The sequence below is a fragment of the Sphingobium sp. OAS761 genome (assembly GCF_024168485.1).
Classification (GTDB): Bacteria; Pseudomonadota; Alphaproteobacteria; order Sphingomonadales; family Sphingomonadaceae; genus Sphingobium.
Map to the genome: position 1 here is coordinate 178,852 of NZ_JALJVY010000001.1, position 26,833 is coordinate 205,684.

The 26,833-nt window shown below is 64.2% G+C and carries 30 protein-coding genes and 1 other RNA gene; 18 read left to right on the forward strand and 13 right to left on the reverse strand.

The window, feature by feature from the left end:
* Nucleotides 1-21 precede the first annotated feature (21 nt).
* The 8 genes from J3E64_RS00915 (at nucleotide 22) to J3E64_RS00950 (ending at nucleotide 6,084) form a co-directional block, all read left to right on the forward strand.
* Nucleotides 22-1,107: a chemotaxis protein CheB gene (locus J3E64_RS00915; protein ID WP_253339366.1), complete on the forward strand. Its 1,086-nt coding sequence runs from the start codon at nucleotides 22-24 to the stop codon at nucleotides 1,105-1,107.
* On the forward strand, nucleotides 1,107-1,988 hold the full coding sequence (locus J3E64_RS00920; protein ID WP_253338638.1) for a protein-glutamate O-methyltransferase CheR: 882 nt from the start codon (nucleotides 1,107-1,109) through the stop codon (nucleotides 1,986-1,988). The genes J3E64_RS00915 and J3E64_RS00920 overlap by 1 nt, the downstream gene beginning before the upstream one ends.
* Before the next feature lie 126 nt (nucleotides 1,989-2,114).
* The gene (locus J3E64_RS00925) at nucleotides 2,115-2,813 is read left to right on the forward strand and encodes an N-acetylmuramoyl-L-alanine amidase (RefSeq protein ID WP_253338640.1); all 699 of its coding nucleotides are present in this window, start codon (nucleotides 2,115-2,117) and stop codon (nucleotides 2,811-2,813) included.
* A 41-nt stretch (nucleotides 2,814-2,854) separates the two neighbouring features.
* Nucleotides 2,855-3,252: RNase P RNA component class A (gene rnpB, locus J3E64_RS00930), an RNA gene on the forward strand.
* Between the two features lie 64 nt (nucleotides 3,253-3,316).
* Nucleotides 3,317-3,865, forward strand: coding sequence for a J domain-containing protein (locus J3E64_RS00935; protein WP_253338642.1), 549 nt, complete (start codon nucleotides 3,317-3,319; stop codon nucleotides 3,863-3,865).
* Between the two features lie 22 nt (nucleotides 3,866-3,887).
* The gene (locus J3E64_RS00940; RefSeq protein ID WP_253339368.1) at nucleotides 3,888-4,193 is read left to right on the forward strand and encodes a (2Fe-2S) ferredoxin domain-containing protein; all 306 of its coding nucleotides are present in this window, start codon (nucleotides 3,888-3,890) and stop codon (nucleotides 4,191-4,193) included.
* Nucleotides 4,194-4,237: 44 nt separating this feature from the next.
* Nucleotides 4,238-4,549, forward strand: coding sequence for a hypothetical protein (locus J3E64_RS00945; protein WP_253338644.1), 312 nt, complete (start codon nucleotides 4,238-4,240; stop codon nucleotides 4,547-4,549).
* On the forward strand, nucleotides 4,549-6,084 hold the full coding sequence (locus J3E64_RS00950) for a methyl-accepting chemotaxis protein (protein WP_253338646.1): 1,536 nt from the start codon (nucleotides 4,549-4,551) through the stop codon (nucleotides 6,082-6,084). Before J3E64_RS00945 ends, J3E64_RS00950 begins: the two co-directional genes overlap by 1 nt.
* 50 nt (nucleotides 6,085-6,134) lie before the next feature.
* Here J3E64_RS00950 and J3E64_RS00955 read toward each other — a convergent pair whose 3' ends face one another.
* The 8 genes from J3E64_RS00955 to J3E64_RS00990 form a co-directional block, all read right to left on the reverse strand.
* Nucleotides 6,135-6,749, reverse strand: a complete 615-nt coding sequence (locus J3E64_RS00955; protein ID WP_253338648.1) for a superoxide dismutase — start codon at nucleotides 6,747-6,749, stop codon at nucleotides 6,135-6,137.
* A 162-nt stretch (nucleotides 6,750-6,911) separates the two neighbouring features.
* The gene (ispZ, locus tag J3E64_RS00960) at nucleotides 6,912-7,565 is read right to left on the reverse strand and encodes a septation protein IspZ (RefSeq protein WP_253338652.1); all 654 of its coding nucleotides are present in this window, start codon (nucleotides 7,563-7,565) and stop codon (nucleotides 6,912-6,914) included.
* Nucleotides 7,555-8,493, reverse strand: coding sequence for a signal recognition particle-docking protein FtsY (ftsY, locus tag J3E64_RS00965; RefSeq protein WP_253338654.1), 939 nt, complete (start codon nucleotides 8,491-8,493; stop codon nucleotides 7,555-7,557). The genes ispZ and ftsY overlap by 11 nt, the downstream gene beginning before the upstream one ends.
* Nucleotides 8,493-9,734 carry a tRNA (N(6)-L-threonylcarbamoyladenosine(37)-C(2))-methylthiotransferase MtaB gene (mtaB, locus tag J3E64_RS00970; protein WP_253338656.1) on the reverse strand — a complete coding sequence of 414 codons (1,242 nt, stop codon included), beginning with the start codon at nucleotides 9,732-9,734 and terminating at the stop codon, nucleotides 8,493-8,495. Before mtaB ends, ftsY begins: the two co-directional genes overlap by 1 nt.
* A 5-nt stretch (nucleotides 9,735-9,739) precedes the next feature.
* Complete coding sequence (gene dapF / locus J3E64_RS00975; protein WP_253338658.1) at nucleotides 9,740-10,540, reverse strand: diaminopimelate epimerase; 801 nt, start codon at nucleotides 10,538-10,540, stop codon at nucleotides 9,740-9,742.
* 47 nt (nucleotides 10,541-10,587) lie between these two features.
* Entirely contained in the window at nucleotides 10,588-10,839 is a 252-nt protein-coding gene (locus tag J3E64_RS00980; RefSeq protein ID WP_253338659.1) for a hypothetical protein, read from the reverse strand.
* Between the two features lie 15 nt (nucleotides 10,840-10,854).
* Nucleotides 10,855-11,133, reverse strand: a complete 279-nt coding sequence (locus J3E64_RS00985) for a TonB family protein (protein WP_253338661.1) — start codon at nucleotides 11,131-11,133, stop codon at nucleotides 10,855-10,857.
* Between the two features lie 73 nt (nucleotides 11,134-11,206).
* Nucleotides 11,207-12,604, reverse strand: coding sequence for an amino acid permease (locus J3E64_RS00990; protein ID WP_253338663.1), 1,398 nt, complete (start codon nucleotides 12,602-12,604; stop codon nucleotides 11,207-11,209).
* A 181-nt stretch (nucleotides 12,605-12,785) separates the two neighbouring features.
* On the opposite strand from J3E64_RS00990, the gene J3E64_RS00995 reads away from it, so the two are divergent.
* The 8 genes from J3E64_RS00995 to rplS all read left to right on the forward strand — a co-directional run bounded on the left by J3E64_RS00995 (nucleotide 12,786) and on the right by rplS (nucleotide 19,279).
* Complete coding sequence (locus tag J3E64_RS00995; RefSeq protein ID WP_253338665.1) at nucleotides 12,786-13,517, forward strand: hypothetical protein; 732 nt, start codon at nucleotides 12,786-12,788, stop codon at nucleotides 13,515-13,517.
* Nucleotides 13,518-13,819: 302 nt separating this feature from the next.
* The gene (gene ffh / locus J3E64_RS01000) at nucleotides 13,820-15,265 is read left to right on the forward strand and encodes a signal recognition particle protein (protein ID WP_253338667.1); all 1,446 of its coding nucleotides are present in this window, start codon (nucleotides 13,820-13,822) and stop codon (nucleotides 15,263-15,265) included.
* A gap of 45 nt (nucleotides 15,266-15,310) precedes the next feature.
* Entirely contained in the window at nucleotides 15,311-15,760 is a 450-nt protein-coding gene (gene rpsP / locus J3E64_RS01005) for a 30S ribosomal protein S16 (RefSeq protein WP_253338669.1), read from the forward strand.
* Between the two features lie 5 nt (nucleotides 15,761-15,765).
* Complete coding sequence (gene rimM / locus J3E64_RS01010) at nucleotides 15,766-16,260, forward strand: ribosome maturation factor RimM (protein WP_253338671.1); 495 nt, start codon at nucleotides 15,766-15,768, stop codon at nucleotides 16,258-16,260.
* Between the two features lie 72 nt (nucleotides 16,261-16,332).
* Nucleotides 16,333-17,844 carry a serine hydrolase gene (locus J3E64_RS01015; protein WP_253338673.1) on the forward strand — a complete coding sequence of 504 codons (1,512 nt, stop codon included), beginning with the start codon at nucleotides 16,333-16,335 and terminating at the stop codon, nucleotides 17,842-17,844.
* A gap of 47 nt (nucleotides 17,845-17,891) precedes the next feature.
* Entirely contained in the window at nucleotides 17,892-18,173 is a 282-nt protein-coding gene (locus J3E64_RS01020) for a hypothetical protein (protein WP_253338675.1), read from the forward strand.
* Nucleotides 18,170-18,907 (forward strand): tRNA (guanosine(37)-N1)-methyltransferase TrmD, encoded by a 738-nt coding sequence (trmD, locus tag J3E64_RS01025; protein WP_253338677.1) that lies wholly within the window; start codon nucleotides 18,170-18,172, stop codon nucleotides 18,905-18,907. The genes J3E64_RS01020 and trmD overlap by 4 nt, the downstream gene beginning before the upstream one ends.
* A 6-nt stretch (nucleotides 18,908-18,913) precedes the next feature.
* Entirely contained in the window at nucleotides 18,914-19,279 is a 366-nt protein-coding gene (gene rplS / locus J3E64_RS01030; protein WP_253338679.1) for a 50S ribosomal protein L19, read from the forward strand.
* A gap of 109 nt (nucleotides 19,280-19,388) precedes the next feature.
* Here rplS and J3E64_RS01035 read toward each other — a convergent pair whose 3' ends face one another.
* The gene (locus tag J3E64_RS01035; protein WP_253338681.1) at nucleotides 19,389-22,037 is read right to left on the reverse strand and encodes a TonB-dependent siderophore receptor; all 2,649 of its coding nucleotides are present in this window, start codon (nucleotides 22,035-22,037) and stop codon (nucleotides 19,389-19,391) included.
* Between the two features lie 235 nt (nucleotides 22,038-22,272).
* Between J3E64_RS01035 and J3E64_RS01040 the strand changes: the two genes are divergently transcribed.
* Nucleotides 22,273-22,788, forward strand: a complete 516-nt coding sequence (locus J3E64_RS01040; protein ID WP_253338683.1) for a GNAT family N-acetyltransferase — start codon at nucleotides 22,273-22,275, stop codon at nucleotides 22,786-22,788.
* A 1-nt stretch (nucleotide 22,789) separates the two neighbouring features.
* Here the strand turns inward: J3E64_RS01040 and J3E64_RS01045 are convergent, their stop codons facing one another.
* Both J3E64_RS01045 and J3E64_RS01050 read right to left on the reverse strand, forming a co-directional pair.
* Entirely contained in the window at nucleotides 22,790-24,037 is a 1,248-nt protein-coding gene (locus tag J3E64_RS01045) for an MFS transporter (protein ID WP_253339370.1), read from the reverse strand.
* Between the two features lie 74 nt (nucleotides 24,038-24,111).
* Nucleotides 24,112-24,909, reverse strand: coding sequence for an RNA methyltransferase (locus J3E64_RS01050; RefSeq protein WP_253338685.1), 798 nt, complete (start codon nucleotides 24,907-24,909; stop codon nucleotides 24,112-24,114).
* Nucleotides 24,910-25,032: 123 nt separating this feature from the next.
* On the opposite strand from J3E64_RS01050, the gene J3E64_RS01055 reads away from it, so the two are divergent.
* Complete coding sequence (locus tag J3E64_RS01055; RefSeq protein ID WP_253338693.1) at nucleotides 25,033-26,130, forward strand: AI-2E family transporter; 1,098 nt, start codon at nucleotides 25,033-25,035, stop codon at nucleotides 26,128-26,130.
* A 20-nt stretch (nucleotides 26,131-26,150) separates the two neighbouring features.
* Here J3E64_RS01055 and J3E64_RS01060 read toward each other — a convergent pair whose 3' ends face one another.
* Both J3E64_RS01060 and J3E64_RS01065 read right to left on the reverse strand, forming a co-directional pair.
* Nucleotides 26,151-26,423, reverse strand: a complete 273-nt coding sequence (locus tag J3E64_RS01060; protein WP_253338696.1) for an HPr family phosphocarrier protein — start codon at nucleotides 26,421-26,423, stop codon at nucleotides 26,151-26,153.
* Entirely contained in the window at nucleotides 26,420-26,824 is a 405-nt protein-coding gene (locus tag J3E64_RS01065) for a PTS sugar transporter subunit IIA (protein ID WP_253338698.1), read from the reverse strand. Before J3E64_RS01065 ends, J3E64_RS01060 begins: the two co-directional genes overlap by 4 nt.
* Nucleotides 26,825-26,833: the final 9 nt, after the last annotated feature.

Below are 26,833 nucleotides of genomic sequence, written 5' to 3' on the forward strand. Positions count from 1 at the left end.
TTTCGTGCAGAAAGCCGCATGATGACCGCTACGGTGCCGATCATGACAAATCACAACCGCGATCCGGAAGGGGTTCGCACGTTGGTCGTCGATGATTCGGTCGTCGTGCGGACGGTGATCGAACGCATTCTGAGCGCCGACCGACGTTTCAATGTGGTTCACAAGACCAACAGTGCCGAACAGGCGCTTGCCTATCTTGCGGGCAATCCCGTCGACCTGGTGCTTCTCGACATAGAATTGCCCGGACAAAGCGGCCTCGCCGCCTTGCCCGATATTCTGCGCGCGAGCGCCGGGGTGAAGGTCGTGATCCTGTCGGGCAAGTGCGATGAAGGAAGTGCCGCGGCGATCGAGGCCCTGGCGCTCGGCGCGAGCGACATCCTGTCCAAACCTGGCAGCGGCAGTTTCGGCGAACAATTTCCGCAGGCCCTGATCGATCGTCTCAACCGCCTTATCGAAGGCGGCCAGGCATCGGCGCCTGTTTCATCGTCGCGTCCCACGACGCCATGGTGCCGTCCGGCGACGGCGCCGCTCTCTTGCCTGGGCATTGGAGCATCGACCGGCGGCATCCATGCCCTTAGTCAATTATTCCAGGGCCTTCAGTCGCCGCTGGGCGTACCGGTTCTGTTGACGCAGCATTTGCCGCTCAGCTTCACGGTCTATTTCGCCCAGCAGCTTTCGCGCATGACCAGCCTGCGTGTCCGGGTCGCGGCGACCGGGGACCTGCTTGCACCCGACACCATATATGTCGCGCCCGGTGACGCCAATCTGCTGGTGCGCCGCGGCCTGCACGGGCGCGTGACGATCGCCCTCAACTCCGATCGAACGCCTGCCGGCAATCTGCCTGGAGTAGATCCCATGTTTACGAGTATGGCCGAAGTCTATGAGGATGGCGCGGCCGGAATCGTCCTTACCGGCATGGGACGCGACGGCACGGCGGGCGCGCGCGACATCGTCGCAGGCGGAGGCTGGGTCGTTGCTCAGAATGAGGCCAGCAGCGTCGTATGGGGGATGCCGGGGTCGGTCGTGGCAGCGGGATTGAATTGCGCCATCCTGGAACCGAGCGCGATCATGGATTTCGTGACCCGGCGCGGGCGGGCGGGCTTTTGATGGTGCGGTCGTCCGTCGAAACCGACAGTGCGCTCGAAGGCGCTGCCCGTATTCTCGCGGGATTGCTGGAATCCCGCACCGGACAGGCCCTGACAGAGGCGCGCGCCTGGCGGATGGAGACGGCGCTACGGCCGGTGCTGCGGCAGCATGGCCTGGCGGACATAGACGCGCTGGTAAGCCGTTTGACGCGCAAGGGCGATGCGGCGCTGGAGCAGGCCGTGGTCGATGCGCTTCTGAACAACGAAAGCAGTTTCTTTCGCGATTTCCAGATATTCGACATGATCCAGCGGCAAGTGCTGCCGCACATCCGGACCCAGCGCAAGGACCGCGTTCTGCGTATCTGGAGTGCCGGTTGCTCAACCGGGCAGGAGGCCTACTCGCTGGCGATATTGTTGCGCAACAAATGGCCGGAATGGGCCGGCTGGCGCATCGAGATACTGGCTACCGACATTTCCGCGCATGCTGTCGACCAGGCCCGTTCGGGCATCTTTTCCCAGATGGATGTTCAGCGCGGGCTTGCAGTGGGCGATCTGATCAAATGGTTCGAACCCCATGGAGATAATTGGCAGGCCAATTCGCATCTGCGGCGGATGATCGACTTCCGGCAGGATAATCTTTTCGATCCCACAGCCCCTGCGGGCACATATGATCTGATCCTTTGTCGCAACGTCCTGCTCTATTTCAACAGGGAGCGGCGGCAGGCCGTGTTGAACCTGATCGCCCGGCATAGTCACGAGGGATCGATCCTCCTCATGGGGGCGGGCGAAACGCTGATCGGGCAAGGGGAAGAATTTGTCGCCCATGCCGAATTTCGTGGCGGCTATGTCAGGCAATCGCCGGCATCCGCCCCGCCGCTCGGGCTGGCTCGCCGGGCGTTCTGAACGCCTCATTTCCTCAGCCTGCTTGATTGCCGCGGCGCTGTCGGCCATTGTCGCATACGTCCGGCGCAACGCGGCGGGCCGAAAGGGCATGATGATCGAACAGCAGGCAGCGAACGGCCTTTCCCAATGACCGACAGTCTCATGATCGAAAGACCTTCGCCAAATTTCGACGAGCGGCGGTCGCCCGTGTCCATGCTCGTGCTCCACTATACCGGCATGCCCGATGCGGCGAGTGCGATCGAATGGCTGGCGAACCCGGAATCCAAGGTGTCGGCGCATTATGTCGTGACCGAGGACGGGCAGATCGTTCGCATGGTGGACGAGAGCAAGCGCGCCTGGCACGCGGGGCGATCACACTGGCGTGGCACCGACGACGTCAATTCCGCGAGCATCGGCATAGAGATTGTCAATCCCGGTCACGAATGGGGATATCGTCCCTTTCCTGACGCGCAGATGGGGGCGTTGATCCCCCTGATGCATGAAATCGTCCAAAGGCACGGGATCACACGCGGCAATATTGTTGGCCATAGCGACGTGGCGCCGGCACGCAAACTGGACCCGGGGGAGCTTTTTCCATGGGGACAACTGGCGCGGCTGCGCCTGGCGCTACCGCGTCCGACCAAGCATCTGATGGACCCGTTGTGGAGCGACAGCGCTTTCATGCTGGCGCTTGAACGCTTCGGATACGACATCGCTGAGCCCGATGCTGCCGTGGTCGCATTCCAGCGGCGCTTTCGTCCGGAACTGATCGATGGCGTGATCGATGGCGAATGCCGGGCGATCCTGCTGGCGCTGCTGCTGCCCAAACCGCAGGGCGATCAATAACCGGGATGACGACGCGCGCGCGACCCGCTATAGCGGCGGCGCCAGAGGGTCGGGCGGCCGCGGCGTGGCGGGTAACTTCCACGGCGAGGAAAGTCCGGGCTTCACGAAATGACGGTGCCGGCTAACGGCCGGCTGGAGCGATCCAAGGGACAGTGCAACAGAAAGCAGGTCGCGCAGGTTTCGACCCCGCGAAATTGAAAGGGTGCGGTAAGAGCGCACCGCGCCCCCGGCAACGGGTGGCGGCACGGTAAACCCCACCGGAAGCAAGACCGAATAGGGGCGGCGCGCAGCGGGTTCGCAAGGACCGGCTGCTAGGCATGTTTCGGCCGAGACCGCCCGGGTTGGTTGCTGGAGGAACGGAGCGATCCGTTCCCTAGAGGAATGGCCGCCCATCCCCGAAAGGGGTGGACAGAACCCGGCTTACAGACCCTCTGGCATAGCCGTGTTGCAAAAAGCGACCGGATGGGCTGGCGCTCGACGCGCCAAATCCCTAATCTTGCTGCATGGCACGCAATCGGCGATCTGACGACTGGGGATTTCCCCGCTGGCGCAGCTATGGCTCCGCGCGCGAGGCACAGCAGGTGCGGCTGTGCGACCGGCACGGGTGCGACCGTCCGGGCGATTGCCCCGCACCAAAATCGCCCAACAGTAGGGAGCGCTGGTATTTCTGCGCCGACCATGCTGCGGAATATAATCGTAACTGGGACTATTTTCAGGGCCTGGACGAGGAAGACCGGGCGCGGCGCGCGCATGACGAACGGCGCGACGCGGGGGGCTATCAGTCCAGCGCCTATCATGGCTGGGGCGGGCCGGGCGACGGTAGCCGATCACGCGATGAACTGCATGCGCTCAAGGCACTGGAACTCGAGGATGACGCCGATTTCGAGGCGGTGAAGCGCAACTGGCGCCGCCTGGCCAAGGAAAATCATCCGGACGTCAAACCCGGAGACGCGCAGGCGGCGGTGCGCTTCCAGACGATTCAGGCCGCCTATGAAGTGCTGCGCGCGGCCGAAGAACGGCGAACCTGGAAGCCGCGCGACATGGCGGAGTGACTGGCGCAGTGACGTGGCAGCCGTGAAAGATCATGTTCGTTCCAACTGGCAGAATGCCGTGCTGGTGTGTCGCAAATGCTCGAAGAAAATGGACGGCGGTTTCGGCGTGGACGGCAGCCAGCGTTTGGCCAAGGTGCTGCGCAGGCACCTGACGCTCGGCAAGGGGCGCAAGGCGGCGGCGGGCATCGTTGAGGTGAATTGTCTGGGCGTCTGTCCCAAGGGCGCGGTGACAGTGGTAAATGGAGCGCGCGCGCGGGAATGGCTGTTGGTGCGCCCGGATGCGGATCTGGACGAACTGGCCGAAATGCTGGACCTCCCCTCGACCTGATATCGTTAACAGCTTTGTTACCATCTGTGCCGTATCGGGATGGAATGACTATCCGTTGGCCATTCGGAACGATTTTGCCGCTTATCCTGCAATGCGGGCTCATTCTCTTGGGCATGGTCGCGCTCTACGTCGTTCCGCCAGCCGAAGGGCTGATGTTGCTTGTTCCGATCACGCAGAATAGTCGCGCGTGGCTTGCCAGCGAAGCGGTTGCACATGGTGCGCGGCTGGTCGCCGCCGGGCCATGGGCCGGGACGCTGGTCGTCGAGGGGCGGCGTGATCGGATCGGCGGGCCGATGCTGCGCAGGGGGGTGATCGCGATCGGCGCCCGTGCCACGGCATGTGGAGAACCCGGCTGATGGTTTCGATGTCGAGCCTGGACCGTCTGCGCTTGCAGGGACTGCGCATATTGCTGCTGGGCAACTGGCTCGGCAGCGGCGTGCTGGGGCTGGTCGCCTGGTGGTCCGGACATGCGGATGGCTGGATGGTGCTGCTCCTGTCCGTCCTTGCGAACATGACGCCGACTCTGATGGTGCTGCGCCAGAAGCGCGACCTGGAGGTGCGCCTCGTCTTCGGCACGCTGGCCGCGCTCCAGCCGGCGCTCGGCGTTTTCCTGTTGTCGGGCGATGCCTGGCAGATGGATGGCCACATGTTTTTCTTCGTGGCGCTGGCGGGGCTGGCGCTGCTGTATGACTGGCGCCCGATCGTGCTGGCGTCGGCGCTGGTGGCGCTCCACCATCTGGCGCTCGACCTGCTGATGCCGGCCTGGGTTTTTTCGAGCCGCAGCAATTTGGGCCGGGTTGCGATTCACGCTGTGGCGGTGGTGCTCCAGGCGGGAGTCCTGTGCTATCTCGCAGTTCGGCTCCGATCGATGCTGGTGGCGCTGGAACGGCATGTGGACGATGCCGCCAGGCTGGCGAAAGAAGCGCAGGATGGACGCCAGATAGCGGAAGCGGCGGTTGAAGCAGCGCGCGAAGCGGCCAGGCGAGAGGATATCGCGCAGCAGGAACGGGCGCGCGAAAGGGCGCGGATGGCCGACGAGCGGAGAAACGCGACCCAAATGCTGGCCGCGGAATTTCGTCAGTCCATAGCGGACGCCGTAAGCATCGTCAGCGCGGCGACCGCCGACCTGGAGGCATCCGCCCAGTCGCTCAACGACGTGGCCCGACGAGCGAGCGTCGGGACCGACGATACGGTCGCTGCGGCCGAGCAGTCGTCGGCCCGGGCGGTGCAACTTGCGCAGCAGATCGAGCAGCTTTCCCAATCCATCACTGCGATCGCCGGTGCCGCCCATCAGCAGGCCACGCTGGGCGGCGAAGCGCAACGCAAGTCGAGCGCCGGCCATATGGCGATGCAGGACATGGCGATCCGGGCGGCATCCATCACGGGCTTTGCCGGTTCCATCACCGATATCGCATCGCGCACCAACCTGCTGGCGCTCAATGCCACGATTGAAGCTGCGCGGGCGGGGGAAGTCGGCAGGGGCTTCGCCGTCGTCGCGCACGAAGTGAAACAACTGGCCGGCCAGGCGGCCAGCGCCACGGGCGAAATTCAATCGCTGGCACTTTCCGCTCAACATGGGGCCGGCGTTGCACAGGGCGCCTTGTCCGATGTGGCAGGCGCGGTGGCCGAACTGGCCGAGGCGGCCGACGCAATCCAGCGGGCCGTGGCGGATCAGCGTGATGCGACCCGTGCGATCGGAAACACCGCGCGCGATACGGCGCGCGACGCGACACAGATGGCGGAACGGGTCGAACAGGTGGCTGATATGGCGCGCAGCACCGAAAGCCTGTCCGATCGGGTGTCGAGCGCCGCTTCCGATCTTTCGCGCACGGCGCAGTTGCTACGCGGTGCAGCTGATCGCTTCATCATGCAGATGGAAGAAGCAGCGTGACGTGATAAGGGCGGCGCCTTACGCCGCCGCCCCTTTTATTCTCGTTGTTATCAGGCCGGCTGATCGGCGCGGCTTACGCCTTCCCCGTCCAGGTTCAGGGCCGCGAAATCCCAGTTGATCGCTTCCTTGAGAACCCGTTCCGCATAGTTGGGGCGGGCGTTGCGATAGTCGATATAATAGGCATGTTCCCACACATCGAGGATCAGCAGCGGCGCATGGCCATCATGTGCGACCGGCGTGTCGGCGTCGTGATAGCTGGTCACTTCAAGCTTGCCGTCCTTCAGGACAAGCGCTGCCCAACCGCTGGCGAAATGGCCCACGGCCTCCGCCTTCAGCTTGTCGATCAGTGCGTCAACGGACCCGAACGCTTCCTCGATCTTCGCGAGCAGGTCGCCGGTCGGCGCTGTTTTTGTGGGCGAGAGCGAGTTCCAGTAGAAGGTGTGGTTCCAGATCTGGCCCACCTGGTTGAACAGGCCGCCCTTGGACGATTTGATGAGTTCGACCAGCGACTTGCCCTGAAGGCTCGCATCGGCGGCGACCAGTTCATTGGCCTTTACCACATAGGCGTTGTGATGCTTGCCATGGTGATAGTCGAAGGTTTCGGCGGACAATATGTCGCCGAAGGCATCCTTGGCATAGGGCAGATCGGGCAGAACGAAGGCCATGGTGCTACTCCTCGGGAATATGTTGGGAACGGCGGCTCAACGGTTGGAACTGCCGCTTTGTTCAATGATCGGGACATGGCTGCAAGCCGGCCGCCCCTCCCATATGCGCACGGCGGCAGGGATTGAAAGGGGGATATGCCTATTGCGAAACGATCTCAGAAATTAGCCTTGCGGCGGGGTCGTCTCGCCGATCTCTTCGGATGCGGGCTCCTCGCCCAGCGACAGGCCGTGGCGCATCAGCATCGGGATGTTGGCCGCGGCGAAGACGACAGACACGATCGTGACTCCCCACACCTTGACCGCCAGCCAGGCGTCGAAGCTCATCGATCGCCGCATCGCTTCATTGGCGATAGCCATGGCGACGAAGAAAATCGCCCAGTTGCGCGACAGTTTCAGCCAGCCTTCGTGCGTCAGGCCGTCATAGGCGGCCTGAAGCAGATATTTGAGCAGCGGCTGGCCACGCATCAGGCCCGCAAACAGCATCAGCGCGAAAAAGGCGTAGATGATGGTGGGCTTCAACTGGATGAAGCGCTGGTCGTGAAAATAGATGGTCAGGCCGCCGAAAAAGAGGATCAGCAAAGCCGAGAGCCACAGCATCGGCGACACGCGGCCCAGCTTCACCTTCGACACGACGACGGCCACGATGATGGACAGCATGAACGCGGCCGTGCCGAACGTCATCGCCGTGATGGGATTGGCCGCCCCCCAGAACCAGCCGGCACCCTTGTAGGTCAGGAAAAAGACGAGCAGCGGGCCGAAATCGAGCGCCAGGCTGAGCGTACCGTTATGGGCGGGCTTCCCGGCGTCAGCGGGCATAGGCCATCCCCGCAATGGCCCTGGCCATGTCGCCGGGCTCGAAGGGACGCAGATCCTCTATCTTCTCGCCCACGCCGATGGCGTGGATCGGCAGCTTATATTTCTCCGCCGCCGCGACGAGCATGCCCCCGCGCGCCGTGCCGTCCAGCTTGGTCATGACCAGCCCTGTCACCTGCGCGGTTTCCTTGAAAACTTCGATCTGGTTCAATGCATTTTGTCCCGTGGTGGCATCCAGTACCAGCACAACGTCGTGCGGGGCGGCCGGGTTCAACCGGCCGAGCACGCGGCGGACCTTGGCCAGTTCGTCCATGAGCTCGCTCTTGTTCTGGAGACGGCCGGCAGTGTCGACGATCAGCACGTCGATGCCGGTCGCCGTCGCCTGTTTCACCGCGTCGAACACGACGCCCGCCGCGTCGCCGCCTTCCTTGCCCGCGACGATGGGCACGCCCAGCCGGTCGGCCCATATCTTGAGCTGCCCGATGGCGGCCGCACGGAACGTGTCGCCCGCCGCCAGCATCACGCCATAATCCTGCTCCAGGAAATTATTGGCCAGCTTGGCGATGGTCGTGGTCTTGCCCGATCCGTTGACGCCGATGACCAGAATGACCTGGGGACGCGGGAACGCCTCGATCTCCAGCGGTCTTGCGACCGGGGCCAGCACCTTCTCGATTTCTTCCGCGATAATCTCGCGCAGATATTCCTCTGTGATCTCGCGGTTGTAGCGCCCCGCCGCCAGACGATCACGGACCCGCGCGGCCATGGCCGGGCCCAGGTCGGTCATGATCAGCGCTTCCTCGATCTCGTCGAGGGTCTGGTCGTCGAGCGTCGTCTTGAACAGACCGGACAGATTTTCGCCCAGGCGGTCGGATGTGCGCTTCAGGCCCCCGAAGAGGCGGTCGCGCCAGCTATTGCCAGTGTCTTCGCTCATTATGCCGCCTCTTGCGCGATCAGGACGCCCTTCTCAAGTCCCGTGATGGTCGCGCGGACGATCGAGGACGGGCCTTGCGCGGCGATGAAACGCACCGGTGCGAAATTTTCGGCGTGGCCGCTGGCGCCGCTCCGTTCCACCAGCACGGACTGCACCGTGCCGATCAGGCTGCGCAGCCAGCGGTCTCGCCGCGCCGCGCAGGCATCGCGCAGGCGCGCGGCGCGGGCCTTGACGGTTGCGCGGTCGACCTGCGGCATCCCCGCGGCAGGGGTGCCCTGACGCGGGGAATAGGGAAAGACATGGCCGTGAACGATGTCGCATTCCTCGACCAGTGTCAGGCTGTTCGCGAACATCGCCTCGTCCTCGGTCGGGAAGCCCGCGATGATGTCCGCGCCGATGCTGATGTCGGGGCGGGCGGCCTTCACCCGCTCCACGATGGCAAAAGCATCGGCACGGCTGTGGCGACGCTTCATGCGCTTCAGGATCAGGTCGTCGCCCGCCTGCAGGGACAGGTGCAGATGCGGCATCATGCGCGGCTCATGGGCGATCAGGTCGAACAGCCGGTCGTCAATCTCCACGCTGTCGATAGAGGAAAGGCGCAGCCGGGGGAGGTCGGGCACGCCCTTCAATATGCGCTCGACCAGCAGGCCGAGCGAGGGCGCGCCGGGCAAATCCGGGCCGTAGCTGGTGACGTCGACGCCGGTCAGCACAATCTCGCGGTAGCCGGCATCGACGAGTTGCTTCGCCTTGTCGATCACCGCGCCGGCGGGCACCGACCGGCTGTTCCCGCGGCCATAGGGGATGATGCAGAAGGTACAGCGATGGTCGCAGCCATTCTGCACCTCCAGGAAAGCCCGGGCATAATCGGCGAAGGCGCTGGCCATGTGCGGCGCCGTGTCGCGCACGGCCATGATGTCGGCGACCCGAACCTTCTGACTTGCGGGCGCGAAGGCGGTGGCCTCCCTCTTCTCGCGGTTGCCGATCACCCCGTCCACCTCGGCCATGGCGGCGAAGGTCTGGGGCTCGGTCTGTGCGGCGCAGCCGGTGACCAGAATGCGGGCGTCGGGGCGATCGCGCCGGGCACGGCGGATTGCCTGCCGGGTCTGGCGGACCGCTTCGGCCGTCACGGCGCAGCTGTTGACGACGATCAGGTCGTCCTGTCCTGCCGCCATATCCCGGATCGCCTCACTCTCCGCGATGTTGAGGCGGCAACCCATGGTGATGATTTCAGGACCGGTCATGACGGTCAGAAGCGCGACCAGTCGGCTTCGCCGTCGAAGACGTGGGTAGCCGGGCCGGTCATGGAAATCGTGCCGCCCGGCGTCCATGCGATGATCAGATTGCCGCCGGGCAGGCTGACCGTGACCGGGCCTTTCATCAGCTTGCGGCGGACGGCGGCGACGGCCGTGGCGCAGGCACCGGTGCCGCAGGCGCGGGTAAGGCCGGCGCCGCGTTCCCACACGACAAGGCGGATATGATCGTCGGCGACGACCTGCGCGAAGTTGACGTTCACACGGGCGGGAAACAGCGGGTCATGTTCGATCAGCGGCCCCAGCCGGTCGAAGTTCACACTGTCCAGATCGTCCACGAAGAACACGACATGGGGGTTGCCGACATTGACGGCGGCGGGCGCGGGCAGGTCTTCCCAGCTTGCTCCCATTGTCAGCGTGTCCATGGCATAGGCAAGGGGGATGGCGTCCCAGTCGAAGCGGGGCGCGCCCATGTCGACGCTGGCCCCACCCTCGACTGCCTTCGCGTCGAGCAGGCCTGCCCTGGTGCGGATGGTGACGTCACGGCCGACGAACAGGGGAACGCAGCGGGTCGCATTGCCGCAGGCCTCCACCTCGCTGCCATCGGCGTTGAAGATGCGCATGGAAACGTCGGCATCGTCGGCAGCGCCGATCAGGATCAGCTGGTCGCAGCCAATCCCCGCATGGCGGTCGGCAATGGCGCGGGCGCGCGCTTCGGTCATGTCGACAGGCTGCGCGCGCGCGTCGATCACGACGAAATCATTGCCCAGGCCATGCATTTTCGAAAAGCGTCCCATGATGGGGGCGCATGTAGTGGGGATGGAGCAGAAAGGCGAGTCCGGGCTTATGGTGCCGCGACCTGGAATTTGACAATGAGTTGCTGCACCACAGGCACTGGCCGCCCATCGGCGTCGGCAGTGACTGAGCTATAGAATTGCTTTGCCTGCTGGCATGCGACCTCGACCAGTTTTGCGGACGATTTATCCGGGTTGAACTGTTGGCAAGCGGTCACATTTCCAGTTGGATCGAACTTGGTAGTCAGCGTTACGCGCTCCTCCTGCGCTCCGCCGGGCGAGCGCTTGACTTGCAATGTCATATCAACGGGGGGCACCTAGCGATAGGATGGGCCGCCTAGCTTGCCGGGAAGGCGCCAGGACAGCAGTCCTCTATAAGAGCCGTATGTCGCAGCGGCATTTTCGTCCCTCGCCGCTTTGAAGCGACCGCGTGAAGCGATCATGGCACAGGTTCGTTCGTCCAAATCCGCAAAGCCGCTGGTCTGCGTGATCATGCAGTTGGCAATGCGCCCGTTCGGCGCGATGAGAAGGGAAAATGCGACCGGCCCTTCCTCCTTCCGCTGCAGCGCACCTGAAGGATAGTCGTTGTCGCTCACCCAATATGCGGGCGACTTTGCCGGCATTGCCGGAACAAGTGTCGCGGCCAGTATGGCACTCAATTCCAGTTCCTTATTTTGCGGCGCTCGCCCGCTTCTGCCCATAGAGAAAATACACGACCAGCCCCACGGCATTCCACCCCAGGCAGGCCAATATCGTCTGCATCGGCAGGCTGATGAACAGATAGGCGCAGCCGCCCATCGCGCCCAGCCCGACGAACCAGGCGGCAGGCGTGCGGAAGGGGCGACGCATGTCGGGGAGGCGACGGCGCAGCACCAGCAGGCACAGGCCGACCGACGTGAAGGCGATCAGCGTGCCGGCGTTCGCCAGCGCGGCGATCTCATCGATCGGCAGCAGCCCGGCGATGATCGCGACCAATATGGCCGTGACTAGCGTGATCCGCGCTGGCGTGCCGCGCCTGGAGATTTTGGCGAGGCCCTGCGGCAGGAAGCCGTCGCGCGCCATGACCAGGAAGATGCGGCTCTGACCGTAGAGGAAGCCCAGCAACACGGTCGGCAGCGCGATGACGGCCGCCACCGCAACGACCCGTGCGACCGTGCCCTGCCCCATTTCGCGCAGGATCAGCGCCAGTGGTTCGGGGCTGTCGGCAAAACGGGTGAAGGGCAGGGCGCCGACCGCGGCGGCGGCGACGAGCACGTAGATGAGCGTGCAGGCGATCAATGACCCGACGATGCCGATGGCAAGGTCGCGATCCGGATTCTTGGCTTCTTCCGCCGCCGTCGAGATCGCGTCGAAGCCGTAAAAGGCGAAGAAGATGATGGCGGCCGCCGCCATGACGCCGCGCTCGACTCCGTCCGGCGCCATATGCTTGGCAAAGCCGAAGGGCATGAAGGGCTGAAGATTCTGAGCATCGAACGCGGGCAGGGCGACAGCGACGAACAGGCTCAGGGTCGCGATCTTGATAAGGACGAGGATGGTGTTGAGCCTTGCGCTTTCCTGCGTCCCGAACATCAGCAGGCTGGCGACGACGGCGATGATGAAGATCGCCGGCACGTTCACAAGGCCGCCCAGTTCCGGCCCTTTGGTCAGCAATTCAGGAAAACCCAGCGGCGTCAGCAGCGGCCCGGCATAGCCGGACCAGCCGACCGCCACGGTCGACACCACGAGGCTATATTCCAGGATCAGCGACCACCCCACGATCCAGGCGATGCCTTCGCCCAGCACCACATAGGAGTAGCTGTAGGCGCTGCCCGCCGCCGGCATCATGGTCGAGAGTTCGGCATAGGCGAGCGCCGCGCAGGCGCAGATCGCACCTGCAATGGCGAAGGATAGCAGCACGGCGGGCCCGGCCCGGTCGGCGCCCACGCCGATCAGCGTCAATATGCCGGTGCCCACGATCGCGCCGACGCCCAGCGCCAGCAGATGCGGCCAGGACAGGGTGCGCGCGAGTTTGTGATCCGCCTGCGCAGGCATCATCGCCTCCATCGGCTTGCGGCGTGTCCAGCTCATGACCTTCATGCTCCCCGTCTTTTGCCCCTATTGTGCTGACGCATAGCGGGTCTGGGCGCAACCCGTCCCTTTCGACCAAAGGCATATGCCGCTGCCTGTCGCCCGGCGGTCGAAATTCTGTTACGGCAGGCGTGATAACCTGAGCATCGGGCCGCGCGAAGATCATGTGAGGAGGCATTCGATGCATTCGCGTCTCGAATCGTCCATGGCGCGTTCCGCCGCGAGGACGAACGATCAGGCATTTTTCGTTTTCATGGCGCTGGCGATCGCCGTGACGGTGATCGGCGGTTTCGGTTCATGGGCATTGCGCGGCAATGTCGACGTGGCGACCGTGCCTTATTGGGTGCATGTCCATGGCGCGGTGTTCGTGGCCTGGACGCTGCTGTTCGTCGCGCAGGCACTGCTGGCGCATCGCGGGACGATCGCGCTGCATCGGCGGCTCGGCTGGACGGCGACCGGCCTCGCCGCCGCGATGGTGCCGCTGGGCGTGGTGACGGCGGTGATGGCCGTCAGGCTTGGGCGGGTGCCGTCTTTCTTCACGCCGGAGATTTTCCTGTCGCTCAGCGCGCTGGAACTGATCGCGTTCCTCGCGCTGCTGGTTCCGGCCTTGCGCCTGCGCCGAATCACGGACTGGCACAAAAGGTTGATGCTGTGCGCCATGATCGCGCTGATCGGCCCGGCTTTCGGCCGGGTGCTGCCGATGGACCTGCTGGGGCAGATGGCCGGCCCGGCCGTGATGGGATCGCAACTGGTCTACGTCGCGATCGGGATGGCCCATGACCTGATCACGCGGCGGCGCGTGCATCCGGCCTATGCAATCGGCGCCGCGGTCATCGTCGTGGAGGGGGTGGGCGTGCCGTTGCTCGCCGGAACGCCGCCCCTTATGGCGCTGGCGGCGGCGCTCGCGCCCTGACCGTCTGACAGGCCCATAGTCCAATTCCGGCCGCGCCGCCCATGTCCCGCAAGCCGCAGCGGCAAGCGATCATCGATTATCTCAAAGCGCAATCCTGATCGGTCGCTTGCAGGTTGCAAAGGCGTGCCTGCTGGTTTAAAGGGCGCGTTGCATATCGGGTGGCGTGCCGCCCGACCTTTGACGACTCCATGACGCCCATAAGGGGTATCGGATGGACGCTGGCCGGCGAGGTTTCGCCCGCCGGCGATTTTGTCGTTTGATGGGTGAGCAGGTTTTTAGGGCCTTTCGGCCCGAATGAGGTGATGATGTTCGATTCGCTAAGCGATCGTCTGGGCGGGGTATTCGACAAGCTGCGTGGGCGCGGTGCGCTGACGGAGGACGATGTCCGCGCCGCGATGCGCGAGGTGCGAATCGCGCTGCTGGAAGCTGACGTCGCGTTGCCGGTGGTGCGACAGTTCGTCGATCAGGCGACCGAAAAGGCCGTCGGCAGCGACGTGCTGCGCTCCGTCACGCCGGGGCAGATGGTCGTCAAGATCGTGTCGGATACCCTGACGGAGACGCTGGGCGCCGAAACATCCGACCTGATGATCGATGTGTCCCCGCCGGCCGTCATCATGATGGTCGGCCTTCAGGGGTCGGGCAAGACCACGTCGACCGCGAAGATCGCCAAGCGGCTGAAGGAGAAAGAGCGCAAGAAGGTGCTGATGGCGTCGCTCGACGTCCAGCGTCCCGCCGCGCAGGAACAGCTTGCCGTGCTCGGCACGCAGACCGATGTGGCGACGCTGCCGATCGTCGCGGGGCAGCAGCCGGTCGACATCGCCAAGCGCGCGCTTCAGGCGGCGAAGCTCCAGGGCTTCGACGTGGTGATGCTCGACACCGCCGGGCGCCTGCACGTCGATCAGGCACTGATGGACGAAATGAAGGCGGTCGCCGATGTCGCGACCCCGGCGGAAATCCTGCTGGTCGTCGATTCGCTGACCGGGCAGGACGCGGTCAATGTGGCGACGAGCTTTACCAGCCAGGTTCCGCTGACCGGGGTCGTGCTGACCCGCATGGACGGCGATGCGCGCGGTGGCGCGGCACTGTCGATGCGCGCCGTTACCGGCCGCCCGATCAAGTTCGCGGGCACCGGCGAGAAGCTGGACGCGATCGAGGTGTTCCATCCCGGCCGCGTGGCCCAGCGCATTCTGGGCATGGGCGATGTCGTCAGCCTGGTCGAGAAGGCGGCGGAGACGATCGACGCCGAGGAAGCCGACAAGCTGGCCAAGAAGATGGCCAAGGGTCAGTTCGACATGAACGACCTGCGCAGCCAACTCAATCAGATGCGCCGCATGGGCGGGCTGGGCGCGCTGGCGGGCATGCTGCCCGGCCTCAAGAAGGCGCAGGCGGCAATGGCCAATAGCGGCGCCAACGACAAGACGCTGGTCCATCTGGATGCGATGATCGGCTCCATGACGCCCAAGGAGCGGGAAAAGCCCGCTCTGATCAACGCCAAGCGCAAGATCCGCATCGCCAAGGGGTCCGGCCGCACGGTGCAGGACGTCAACCGGCTCCTGAAAATGCATCAGGAAATGGAAACGGCGATGAAGAAGATCCGCAAGATGGGCGGCCTGAAAGGGCTGGCCAAGATGTTCGGCGGGGGCGGGCTTGACGGGATGCTGGGCGGTGGCGGCGCGCCGCCGCAGGGCATGCCCGGCCTGGGCGCGCCCAACCTGCCGCCGGGCTTTCAGAATTTCATGAAGAAATAAGCAGTTTCAACAGATTGGTTTAGAATAGAAAGGCAAGAACTACCCATGGCAACTTCCATTCGTCTGTCGCGTGGCGGCTCCAAGAAGCGCCCCTATTACCGCATTGTCGTGGCCGACAGCCGCGCGCCGCGTGACGGCAAGTTCATCGAACGCATCGGCAGCTACAATCCCGTCCTGCCCAAGGGCGACGAAAAGCGCGTCATCCTGGATGTCGAGCGGGCGAAGCACTGGGTCGCCGCCGGCGCGCAGCCGACCGACCGCGTTGCCCGCTTCCTGGACGCCGCCGGCGTGAAGGAGCGCGCCGCGCGCAACAACCCCAACAAGGCGGAGCCGGGCCAGAAGGCCAAGGATCGCGCCGAGGATCGCGCCGCCAAGCTGGCCGAGGCCGAGGAAGCCCGCAAGGCTGCCGAAGAAGCCGCCAACGCGCCGGCTGAAGAGCCTGCCGCCGAAGAGGCGCCGGCCGAGGAAGCTGCCGCCGAGCAGGCCGAGGGCTAAACCCCTTGAAGGACCAGCCCGTCACGCTTGCGGCGATCATCGGCGCGCATGGGGTGACGGGCGAGGTCCGCCTGAAGCTGTTTGGCGAGGGGGCTGAAAGCCTCAGAAGCTACACGAGCTTCGATGCGGCCGGGCGAATGCTGACGTTGAAGTCGGTACGGCCCGGCCCCAATGGCGCGGTCGCCCGCTTCGCCGAGATCGGCGATCGCGGCGCGGCCGAGTCCCTGCGTGGCACCCCGCTAACGGTGCCGCGTTCCGCCCTGCCGCCACTGGGCGAGGGCGAATATTATCATGCCGACCTGATCGGTCTTTCCTGCACGTCCAGCACCGGCGAGCCGCTGGGCGACATCGTCGCGGTAGAGAATTTCGGCGCGGGCGACATCATCGAGGTGCAGCGTCCCCCCGTTGGCGACAAGCCGGGCAAGCGTTTCATGGCACCGATGCATGTCGTGACGCTGAACGAACGGGGCGCCGTGATCGAGGCGGCCTTCACGGACTGACACGCCCGGGCCACCTCTTGCGGTAACACGTCAGCGTGCCATGGTGGCAATTCCTGTCCGGGGATATCGTCCATGCGCCCATCCGTCCGCCTGTTTTTCATGACCCTGTCCTGCCTTGGCCTGGGCGTCGCGCCGGCACGCGCGGCCGATGAGCGCAGAATCGAACAGACCGTCCCGGAACTCGACCGGCTGTTCCACGACTTTCAGGTCGACAGCCACAGCCCCGGCCTGATCTACGGCATCGTGGCGGACGGGCATCTGGTCCATGTGAAGGGTTTTGGCGTGCAGGACCTGGTGCATAACCGCCAGGTCACGCCCGACAGCCTGTTCCGCATCGCGTCGATGACCAAGGCGTTCACCGCGCTTTCCATCCTGAAATTGCGGGAACAGGGAAAGATCGGGCTGGACGACCTGGCGGAGAAATATGTCCCCGAGATGCGCGGCTGGACCTATCCCACGAAGGACAGCCCGCATATTCGCATTCGCGACCTGCTGACGCACAGCGCGGGTCTCGTCGACGACAATCCCTGGGGCGATCGCCAGACCCCGTTGCCGGAAGGGGAATTCACCCGGATGCTCGCCGCAGGCATTCCGTTCAGTTCCAGCCCCGCGACGCGATATGAATATAGCAATTTCGGCTTCGCGCTGCTGGGCCGGATCATCGCCACTGTGTCAGGCATGTCTTATCGCCGGTTTGTCGAGCGCAGCCTGTTGACGCCGCTGGAGATGACATCCAGCGGCTATGCGGTGGGCGAATGGCCGGTAGAGCGGCGGGCCATCGGCTATCGCTGGGAGGACGGGCGCTGGAAGGAGGAGCCCACCATGGGCGACGGCGCGTTCGGCGCCATGGGCGGACTTCAGACCAGTGCGAACGATTATGCCCGCTGGGTCGCCTTCCTGCTGTCGGCATGGCCACCGCGTGACGATGCCGACACCGGCCCGGTGTCGCGGGCATCCGTGCGGATGCTGAGCGAAGGCAGCAACCATGTCGCCATCGCCCAGCGCAATGGCAGGAGCGGTGCCACCGCCTGCCGGCTGGCATCGGCCTATGGCTTTGGCATGCGCATCGCGCAGGATTGCGACCTGGGCCTGACCCTGGCCCATGGCGGCGGCTATCCCGGCTATGGCAGCCATATGATGTTGATGCCCGATTATGGCGTGGGGATATTCGTCTTCACCAACCGCACCTATAATGGGGGATCGGGTCCGGCGTGGGACGCGGCCATTGCCTTGAAGCAGGCCGGCGCGCTGATCGCCCGCGCGACGCCCGTGACGCCCCTGCTTGCAGAGGACTATGCCGTTGCCGGACGCATCTACGCAGCGGGCGATGCGCGTGGCGAGCGCGCGGGTCTCGCCATGAACTTCCTGATGGACAGGGATGCCGATGGCTGGGCGCGCAAGCTTGCCGCGCTGCGGGACGAAGCGGGCGCGTGCGACACGAACGCGCCCGTGACCGCGACCGGAAATCTGTCGGGCAGCTTTACCTGGTCGTGCGACAAGGGACGGGTGACCGGCACCCTGCTGCTCGCCCCGACGTCGACGGCGCAGATCCAGGAACTGAAGCTGGAGGCGAAGGCGCCCTGACCGTGCCGTGGCTGGACGCCTTGGATCGTATCGCCTAAGCGGCGTCCATGCCCATCGTCCCGCAAATCCTGCTATGCGCCTATCTGCTGTTCCTGGTCGCGGCGGGATGGCGGCTGTGGCTTGTCGGCTGGACGAAAGGGGTGAAGTGGCTCGTGGCCGTCACGCTGGTCCTTCCCATGCCGCTGATGTTCCTTATCCCGGCAATGATGCACCGGGGCAGTCCATGGTCCGACGTGTTGAGAGGCATCGGCCTGACATTGCTGGTTTGCGGCATCGTCAGCCTGGCCGGCGGCTTTTCCGCCGCTCGCCTAAGGTCGCGGCGCCGGTGAGCTTTGCGGCCCAGATACTGACGCTCTATCCGGAGATGTTTCCCGGCCCGCTCGGCGTGTCGCTGGCGGGGCGCGCGCTGGGCGAGGGGACATGGAGCTGCGATCCCGTTCATATTCGCGATTTCGCCACAGATCGCCATCGCACGGTGGATGATACGCCCGCAGGGGGCGGCGCGGGCATGGTGTTGCGCGCCGACATAGTGGCCAGGGCGGTGGACCACGCGCTGGAGCGTCGTTCCGACCTGCCGATCCTTGCCATGACGCCGCGCGGCCGCCCGATCACGCAGGCGCGGGTGCGCGCGCTGGCGGCAGGGCCGGGCGTTACCATCCTGTGCGGCCGGTTCGAAGGGTTTGACGAGCGGATTTTCGACGCGCGCCCGATCGAACAGGTGTCGATGGGCGACATCATCCTGTCGGGCGGAGAAATGGCGGCGCTGCTGTTGCTCGATGCTTGCGTCCGGCTGCTTCCCGGTGTAATGGGCGCGGCTTCCAGCGGAGTCGAGGAATCCTTTGAAACGGGGCTCCTTGAATATCCGCATTATACCCGCCCGGTGGAATGGGAGGGGCGCGCGATCCCTGAAGTGTTGCGATCGGGGGATCATGCGAAGATCGCCGCCTGGCGGAAACAAAAGGCGGAGGATGATACACGGCTAAGGCGGCCGGACCTTTGGGAGCGCCACATCGGCGTTCGGGACCAGTCGCCCTCTGGTACGCAACGAACGACCAAGGACTGACGTCACATGAACATCATCCAGCAGATCGAGGCGGAAAACATCGCCGCCCTCGGCAAGGACATTCCCGAATTTCGCCCCGGCGACACGCTGCGCGTCGGCGTGAAGGTCGTTGAAGGCGACCGCAGCCGCGTCCAGAATTTCGAGGGCGTGTGCATCGCGCGCTCGAACAAGGGCATGGGTTCGAACTTCACCGTGCGCAAGATTTCGTTCGGCGAAGGCGTGGAGCGCGTTTTCCCGCTCTATTCGCCCAACCTCGATTCGATCACCGTCGTTCGCCGCGGCGTCGTGCGTCGCGCGAAGCTTTACTATCTGCGCGGCCGCACCGGCAAGCGCGCTCGCATCGCCGAGCGTCGCGAGACCCGCGAAGGTTGAAAGGCTGGATGCTGAAGGCGCGGCCAGCGCCTTCTTCACCGCTTCGCAATCGGACATAAAAAATCGGGCGCCGAAAGGCGCCCGATTTCTTTTTGTGTCATGCTGGCTATCAGATCTTCACCTTCAGGCGAGCATACCAGAAGCCGCCATTGGCGCCGAAAGGACCGCCGCTGTTGGGATAGACCTGCCCGTTGGACAGGCTGTTGGTCAGCACGTAGATAGGGTTGGGGACGCTGCCATCAGGCTGAACAATTGACTTGATCTTGTCCGGATAGGTGTTGAACAGGTTGGTCGCACCCACTGCCAACGTATAATGTTCAGCGATGGTGTAGCTGACCTCTATGTCCGTCGTGAACTTCGAACCGAAAGTCTGACCCGGGAAAGCGTCTTCCAGACCAAATGGACCGTAGAAGTTTTCGCGCCCGGTAATCGTGAAGTCGCCGATCGCATAATTTGCGGTGAAGGTCGCGCGATGCTTGGGGATAGTGCCTTCAATATCCTTTTTCTGCGACGGGCTGATGATCTCCGTATTATATTTGGTCACCTTCGTTTCGTTATAGTTGTAGGCGAGCGTCAGGTTGAGCTTGCCATCGCCAAGACCGGTGCGGTAGGTTCCGACAAAGTCGATACCGGCCGTGCGCGAGTCATAGGCGCTGGTGGGATATTGCACGTCGCCACCTACACCCACGGCCAGCAGGGCAGGCTGCTCAGCGATATGCTCCGGCAGCACACTGTATGTCTTCGATGTCCCGATGCGATCCTTGATCTTGATCCAGTAGCCGTCCAGCGTGAACGTCAGCGACGGCATCGGCGTGAAGACGAAGCCAAGGCCGTAGTTGGTCGATTTTTCCGGCTTCAACGCCGTCGCGCCATAATATTGCGAGATCGGGCTGGACACCGGATAGGTGCCGGTCTGCACCTGAAGTCCGTTGGTGAAGGCGGTCGTCAGGATCTGGACGTTGCTCTGCCCCGGCGAAGGCGCGTGGTAGCCGGTGCCGACCGTGCCGCGGACGGAGAGCGTGGGCAGGGCTTTCCAAAGCGCGTTCACCTTGCCGACGGTGGTGCTGCCAAAGGTGTTGTAATCCTCATAGCGACCGGCCACGCCGACCGAGAAGGTATCGGTCAGGTCGGCTTCCACGCTGAGGTAACCGGCGATATTATGCTGCGAATAGCTGCCTGCGGCGTCCGGGCTGGTGCCGCCATAGCCGCTCGCACCGACGGGCATGGTGACCGTGGAATCGGCGACGAACACCCCCGGCGCGGTTTCGACATACAGAGCCTGACTGTAATAGGGCCCGATGCCATAGGATTGCGGATCGCCCTCGGTCGCGGTGTAGGTTTCCTTACGATATTCGGCGCCGAACGCGATCGTTACCGGACTGGAGAGCCCCGCGTCGAGCGAGTAGACGAAATCGGCATTCAGATTGGTTTCCTTCTGAATGAGCGATCCGAACTTGAACGAGGTCTGCGAATCCGGCCCATAGGACGGGCTGAGCGAGTCAAACATCGACAGGGTGAGCGCGTTGCGGCTGAGCGAGCCAGAAACGTCGAACGTCAGATTTTCGAGCAGGTCGCCCTTGATGCCCGCCACGCCGAACGCCTGATCCTTCACACCCACGAACTGCGGCGTGAAACCGGCAGGATAGAGGCTGGAGAAGGAATAGGTATTGCCATCCTTGACGAAGCCGCCTGCCGGGCAGGTGGCGTTGCCAGCCGGACAGGGCGTCAGATAGATCGGATGGGCAAAGGCGCTGTTGCGCGTCTGGGGGCGCACGACGCCGGCGGTGTCCGTCGCGGAAAAGGTTTCCACGGGACGGTAGTTGAAGCTCTGGGTGATCTTCGAATGCGCGAAGTTGCCGAACGCGTAGATCTTGGTCGCGTCGGTCACATCATAGCTGGCGTTGACGGTGGCCTTCCAGCCCTCGGACGGTGAATTGCCGAAGATCTGCACCGGATTTGGATAGTTAGGAAGTTGGGAGGCCAGTTCCGGGTGCGCCTGCTCGAAAAGCACGGCGTTCGGACGGGTCGCGTTGCGGATCGTGCCGTCGTCCTTGTTATATTCACCCGCGAACGAGATGAAACCGCGATCACCGAGCTTGAAGCCGGCATAGCCTGCAATCTGACGCGCCTTGCCGTCGCCGCCGCCATCATAGAACTGGCCGTAACGGGTACTCAACTCGACGCCTTCATCCTCACGCAGCGTATAGTTCAGCACGCCGGCGATAGCGTCGGTACCATATTGTGCGGTCGCGCCTTCGCGCAGGATCTGGAGGTTGCCGAAGGCGATGGTGGGCAGGACCGCAAGGTCGGCGCCTTGCGACAGATTGTTGGTCGGATCGCCCGCCGCGACCTGGACCAGCGCGGACCGGTTGAGACGCTTGCCGTTGATCATCACCAGCGTCATGTCGCCCGCCAGGCCGCGAATGGACGGCGAGCGGACGAAGGTGGACGCATCGGAAATCGCATTTTGCGGGACGTTGAAGCTGGGCACGATGTTCTTGAGAACTTCAAGCATGTCCGCCGCCGGCTGGGTCTTCAGCTCCTGCGCGCCGATAATGTCGATTGGCGAGGCAGAATCGGTCACGGACCTGTCGGTTCGGCGCGTACCCAACACCACGATCGTAGCTCCGGCATCGTCTTCCGCCGCCAGTTCCGGCGCGGCGGGCGTTTGAGAGAAGGCCGGCGCCGTCATGGCGGCAAGAGCTGTAGTCGCTAGCAGCGCCGTGGTCAGCCCACGAGCAAATAAACGGTCGATCATCGATAGCCCCCTACATTAGTGTATGGGCCTTCCATCCATCCCAGCCATATTTAGATTTATTGCTGACATGTGAAACGGACCGCGCAGCTCAACCCGCCAACGATACGCTGTCGGGCGCTGCATGTTTTCTTTAACTGTAACATAAATGATACAGGTGGGTCGACTTTCAGGGAATGCGGTCGAACGACTTCGCATGGAGATTGAAAAGGCGAGAAGGTTGTGCAGCACAGGGCAAATGCCGCTGACCCACCGCCTTGCCACCGCCGCCGACGAACCTGCCCTGCGCGCCCTGATGACCCGCGCCATCGACCAGTTGCAGGCCGATTTCCTGACCCCCGATCAGATCGCGGCCAGCCACGCCTTCATGGGGCTGGACAGCCGCCTGATCGAGGATGGCACCTATTTCGTCGTCGAGGCGGACCGCGCCATCGCCGGGTGCGGCGGGTGGAGCCGGCGGGCAACGGCCTATGGCGGCAACCACAGCGCCGGCCGCGACGACCGGATGCTCGATCCGGCGACCGACGCGGCGAAGGTGCGGGCGATGTACACGCACCCCGATCATGTCCGCAAAGGCGTGGGTACGCTGATCCTGTCGCTATGCGAAACCGCCGCGCGGGCGGAAGGCTTCGCCGCGCTGGAACTGTCCGCCACCATGGCGGGCGCGCCGCTCTACCGCAGCTTCGGCTTTGTCGACGTGCGCCCGTTCAGCGATAGCGGCGTGCCGCTGATCCTCATGCGCAAGCCGATATGACTCAGGGGTGGCGGCTGGTCCACCACAGGCCCGCCAGGCTGATCGCCGCCGCCGCCGCCATGTAAAGTCCGACCAGCGAAACGCCCTGGACCGCGATCAGCCAGGTGGCAACGATCGGGGCCAGCGCACCGCCGATGATCCCGCCCAGATTGAAGGAAAAGGATGCGCCGGTATAACGCAGCCTTACCGGGAAAAGCGCCGGCAGATAGGCGCCCAGCGGCCCGTAGACGAAACCCATGAGCAGGAGCGCGAGCGAGAGGATCAGGAAGATGGGCAGCAGGGCGCCGGTGCCTATCATCGGGCCGAACAACAACCCCATGCCCACCGTGCCGACGCAGCCCCATGCCAGCACCCGTGTCGGGCTGGAGCGATCCGCCCACCATCCCGCTATGACGATGCCGGCCGCCATGAACAGGATGGCACCCAACTGGATCGCCAGGAAAATCTCTCGGTCGATCTTGAGCGCCGTTGTGCCATAGCCCAGCGCGAAAGCGGTCGCGATATAATAGACGGCGAAGCAGGCGACGACGGCGAACGTGCCGGCGATCGCCGCGCCCAGATGATCGCTCAGCAGGGTCGCGAGCGGCAGTGTCGGTGGCGGCGCTTCCGCCTGCGCGGCGGTGAATTCAGGCGTTTCGGTCAGTTTCAGCCTTACCCAGAGGCCCAGTATCACCAGCACCGCGCTGCCCAGGAACGGGAGGCGCCAGCCCCAGGCGAAAAAGTCCGCATCCGTCAGAAGGACGCCGAGCAGCAGGAAAAGGCCGTTTGCGGCGATGAAGCCGACCGGCGCGCCAAGCTGCGGGAACATGCCGAACCGCGCGCGCCACCCGGGCGGGGCATTTTCCACCGCCAGCAGCGCGGCGCCGCCCCATTCTCCGCCCAGCCCCAGCCCTTGGCCGAAGCGCAGCAGGCAAAGGATCAGCGGCGCCCAGTAACCGATCATGGCATAGGTCGGCAGGAACCCGATCAGCAGCGTGCAGCCGCCCATCAGCATGAGCGACGTGACCAGCGTCGCCTTCCGGCCGATCCGGTCGCCATAATGGCCGAACACCGCCGCCCCAACCGGCCGCGCGAAGAAGGCGAGGGCGAGGCTGCCATAGGAGGCCATGAGCTGCGCGGTAGGCGAGGACGCCGGGAAGAAGAGAGATGGGAAGATCAGGCTGGCGGCGGTGGCGTAGATGTAGAAGTCGTAGAATTCGACCGCCGTGCCGATCAGGCTGGCCGCCAGTACGCGTTTGTGCCGCCACATTTCGCCGATGCCGTTCGTCCGTGTCACGTCTTCCCGCCCCCTCTTGTCGTCTTGTCCGCCGCCGGAATGCCCGCTCACCCGCGCCGCTTCTGGTTCAGCAACTCATAGGCCATGACGGCCGTCGCCACCGCCGCGTTCAGGCTGTCCGCCTTTCCCAGCATCGGCATCTTCACCAGCAGGTCGCATTCGGCCTCGTAGCTTTCGGGCAGGCCCTGCGCCTCATTGCCCACGAGCAGGAAGCAGGGGCTGCCATAATGAGGTTCCTGATAATCCCGCGCCGCCTTGAGGCTGGTGCCGATCAGTTCGCCGGGGCCGGCGCGCAGCCAGGCGACGAAATCACCCCAGCGGGCCTGCGTGATCGATTGCGTGAAGAGCGCCCCCATGCTGGCGCGCACCGATTCGACCGAGAAGGGATCGACGCAATCGTCGATCAGGATCAGGCCGCCCGCGCCGACCGCGTCGCCGGTGCGCAATATGGTGCCCAGATTGCCGGGATCGCGCAGCGACTGGGCCACGATCCAGATGTCCGCCTTGCCGCGGTCCAGTGTTTCGAGCGGTGCAAGCCGGTCGCGATAGACGCCGACCACCGCCTGCGCATTGTCCTTGCCGCTGATCTTGGACAATATGTCGGGCGTCGTTTCGATGACATCGCCGCCCGCCGCCTCCATCGCCGCGATCAGCGCGCTCGCCAGAGGATGTGTCGACCCGGCGTGAAACAGCATTTCAGGCAGCACGCCTTCCTCGCGCGCTTCGGTCAGGATGCGCAGTCCTTCGGCGATGAACAGCCCTTCGGCCTTGCGATATTTCTTTTCCCGCAACGACCGCACGCGTTTCACCAGCGGGTTGGAAAATCCGGTGATTTCGCGTGCCACTCTTGCCCGTTCCCTTGCGGATGAAGCGGCTTCTCTACCGGGCGACGGGGTAAAAGGACAGGGGCCAGTGCAATCACCCTTCGGACCATAGATTTATCCGCGGATTTTTGCGAAGGATCGGCCATGAACCACGATTCTCCGCCCCCCGCCATCACCGTTACCACCCGGCTGGAGGACGGCTTTTTCCTGGGCTTCGTGCTGGTCGTCTCGATTGCCTTCGCATTGGTGGTCGAACCCTTTTTCGCCGCTATTTTGTGGGGCGTCATCGCCGCGATCCTGTTCGCGCCGGTCAACCGGCAGATATTGGCGGCGATGCCGAAGCATCCCAATGGCGCCGCGCTGCTGACCCTGCTGCTGATTCTGGGCATCGTGATCGTCCCGGCCTTTGTGCTGGGCGCGGCGCTGTTGCAGGAAGCAGCCTATTTCTACGGCAAGGTGCAGTCGGGCGAAATCAACTTCGCGCGGATCTTCACGGACGTGCAAACCAGCCTGCCGGACTGGGCGCGGCCCTATCTCAGCCGGGTCGGACTTACCAATTTCGATGCCGCGCGCGAAATGCTGAGCCGGGGCCTGGCGAACAGCTACCGGACGCTGGCGTCGCAGGCTTTCCAGATAGGGCAGGGGGCATTCAGCTTCCTGATGGCAATGGGCGTGATGCTCTACCTCGCCTTCTTCCTGTTGAGGGACGGGGACGATCTGGGGCGGCGCATATCGGCCGCCGCGCCGTTGCGCGCCACTCAACGCGAAGCATTGATCCAACAATTCGTGATCGTGATACGCGCAACGATCAAGGGCAGCATCGTCGTCGCCATCGTGCAGGGATTGATCGGCGGCATCGTGTTCTGGGCACTGGGCATCCAGGGCGCGTTGCTGTGGGGCGTCCTGATGGGCGCCTTTTCCCTGTTGCCGGCGATCGGCACAGGCCTCGTCTGGGTGCCGGTGGCGCTGTATCTGCTGATCACCGGATCGATCTGGCAGGGCGTAGTCCTGGTGGCGTGCGGCGTGCTGGTGATCGGCATGGTCGACAATGTGTTGCGCCCGATCCTGGTCGGGCGCGATACCCGCATTCCGGACTATGTGGTGCTCATCTCCACTTTGGGCGGGATCGAGATGTTCGGTTTCAACGGGATCGTCATCGGTCCGGTCATCGCCGCCCTGTTCATCGCGACATGGAATATCTTTACCCGGATGCGGGGCGTGGCCGCAGACGGGCCGGAATAGCGGCCGCTCCGGGCGGCCATTCACTCCTCGCCGAACTTGTCCTCGACCAGGGTGACGAGCCTGCCAAGCGAATCGGCCGCTTCGGGGCCGGAGGCCTTGATCGTGATACTGTCACCCATGGCGGCACCCAGCATCATCAGTCCCATGATCGACGTGCCGGTCACATGATTGCCGTCCTTGCTGACGGTGATGTCTGCCGGCAGGCCGCTGGCGAGCGTCACGAACTTGGCGCTGGCACGGGCATGGAGGCCTCGCTTGTTGCTGATAAGGACTTCCCGGCTGATTTCGTTCATGTGGTGCTGCCCAACAGTTCCGACGCGACGCTGATATATTTCTGCCCCGCCTCGCGCGCGGCGGCGACGGCGGCGCGCACGTCCATCACCTTGCGGGCGCTTTCCAGCCGGATCAGCATGGGCAGGTTGATGCCCGCAATCACCTCGATCTCGCCGGCCTTGAGCAGCGAAATGGCAAGGTTGGACGGCGTCCCGCCGAACAGGTCGGTCAGAAGGATGACGCCGGACCCGTCGTTGACACGCTCCACCGCCGTGGCGATGTCCGCGCGGCGCAATTCCATGTCGTCGTCCGGCCCGATGCAGATCGTCTCGATCTGCTGCTGCGGTCCCACGACATGTTCCATGGCCACGACGAATTCGGTCGCCAGCGACCCATGGGTGACGAGTACGAGTCCGATCATGTGTCTGTG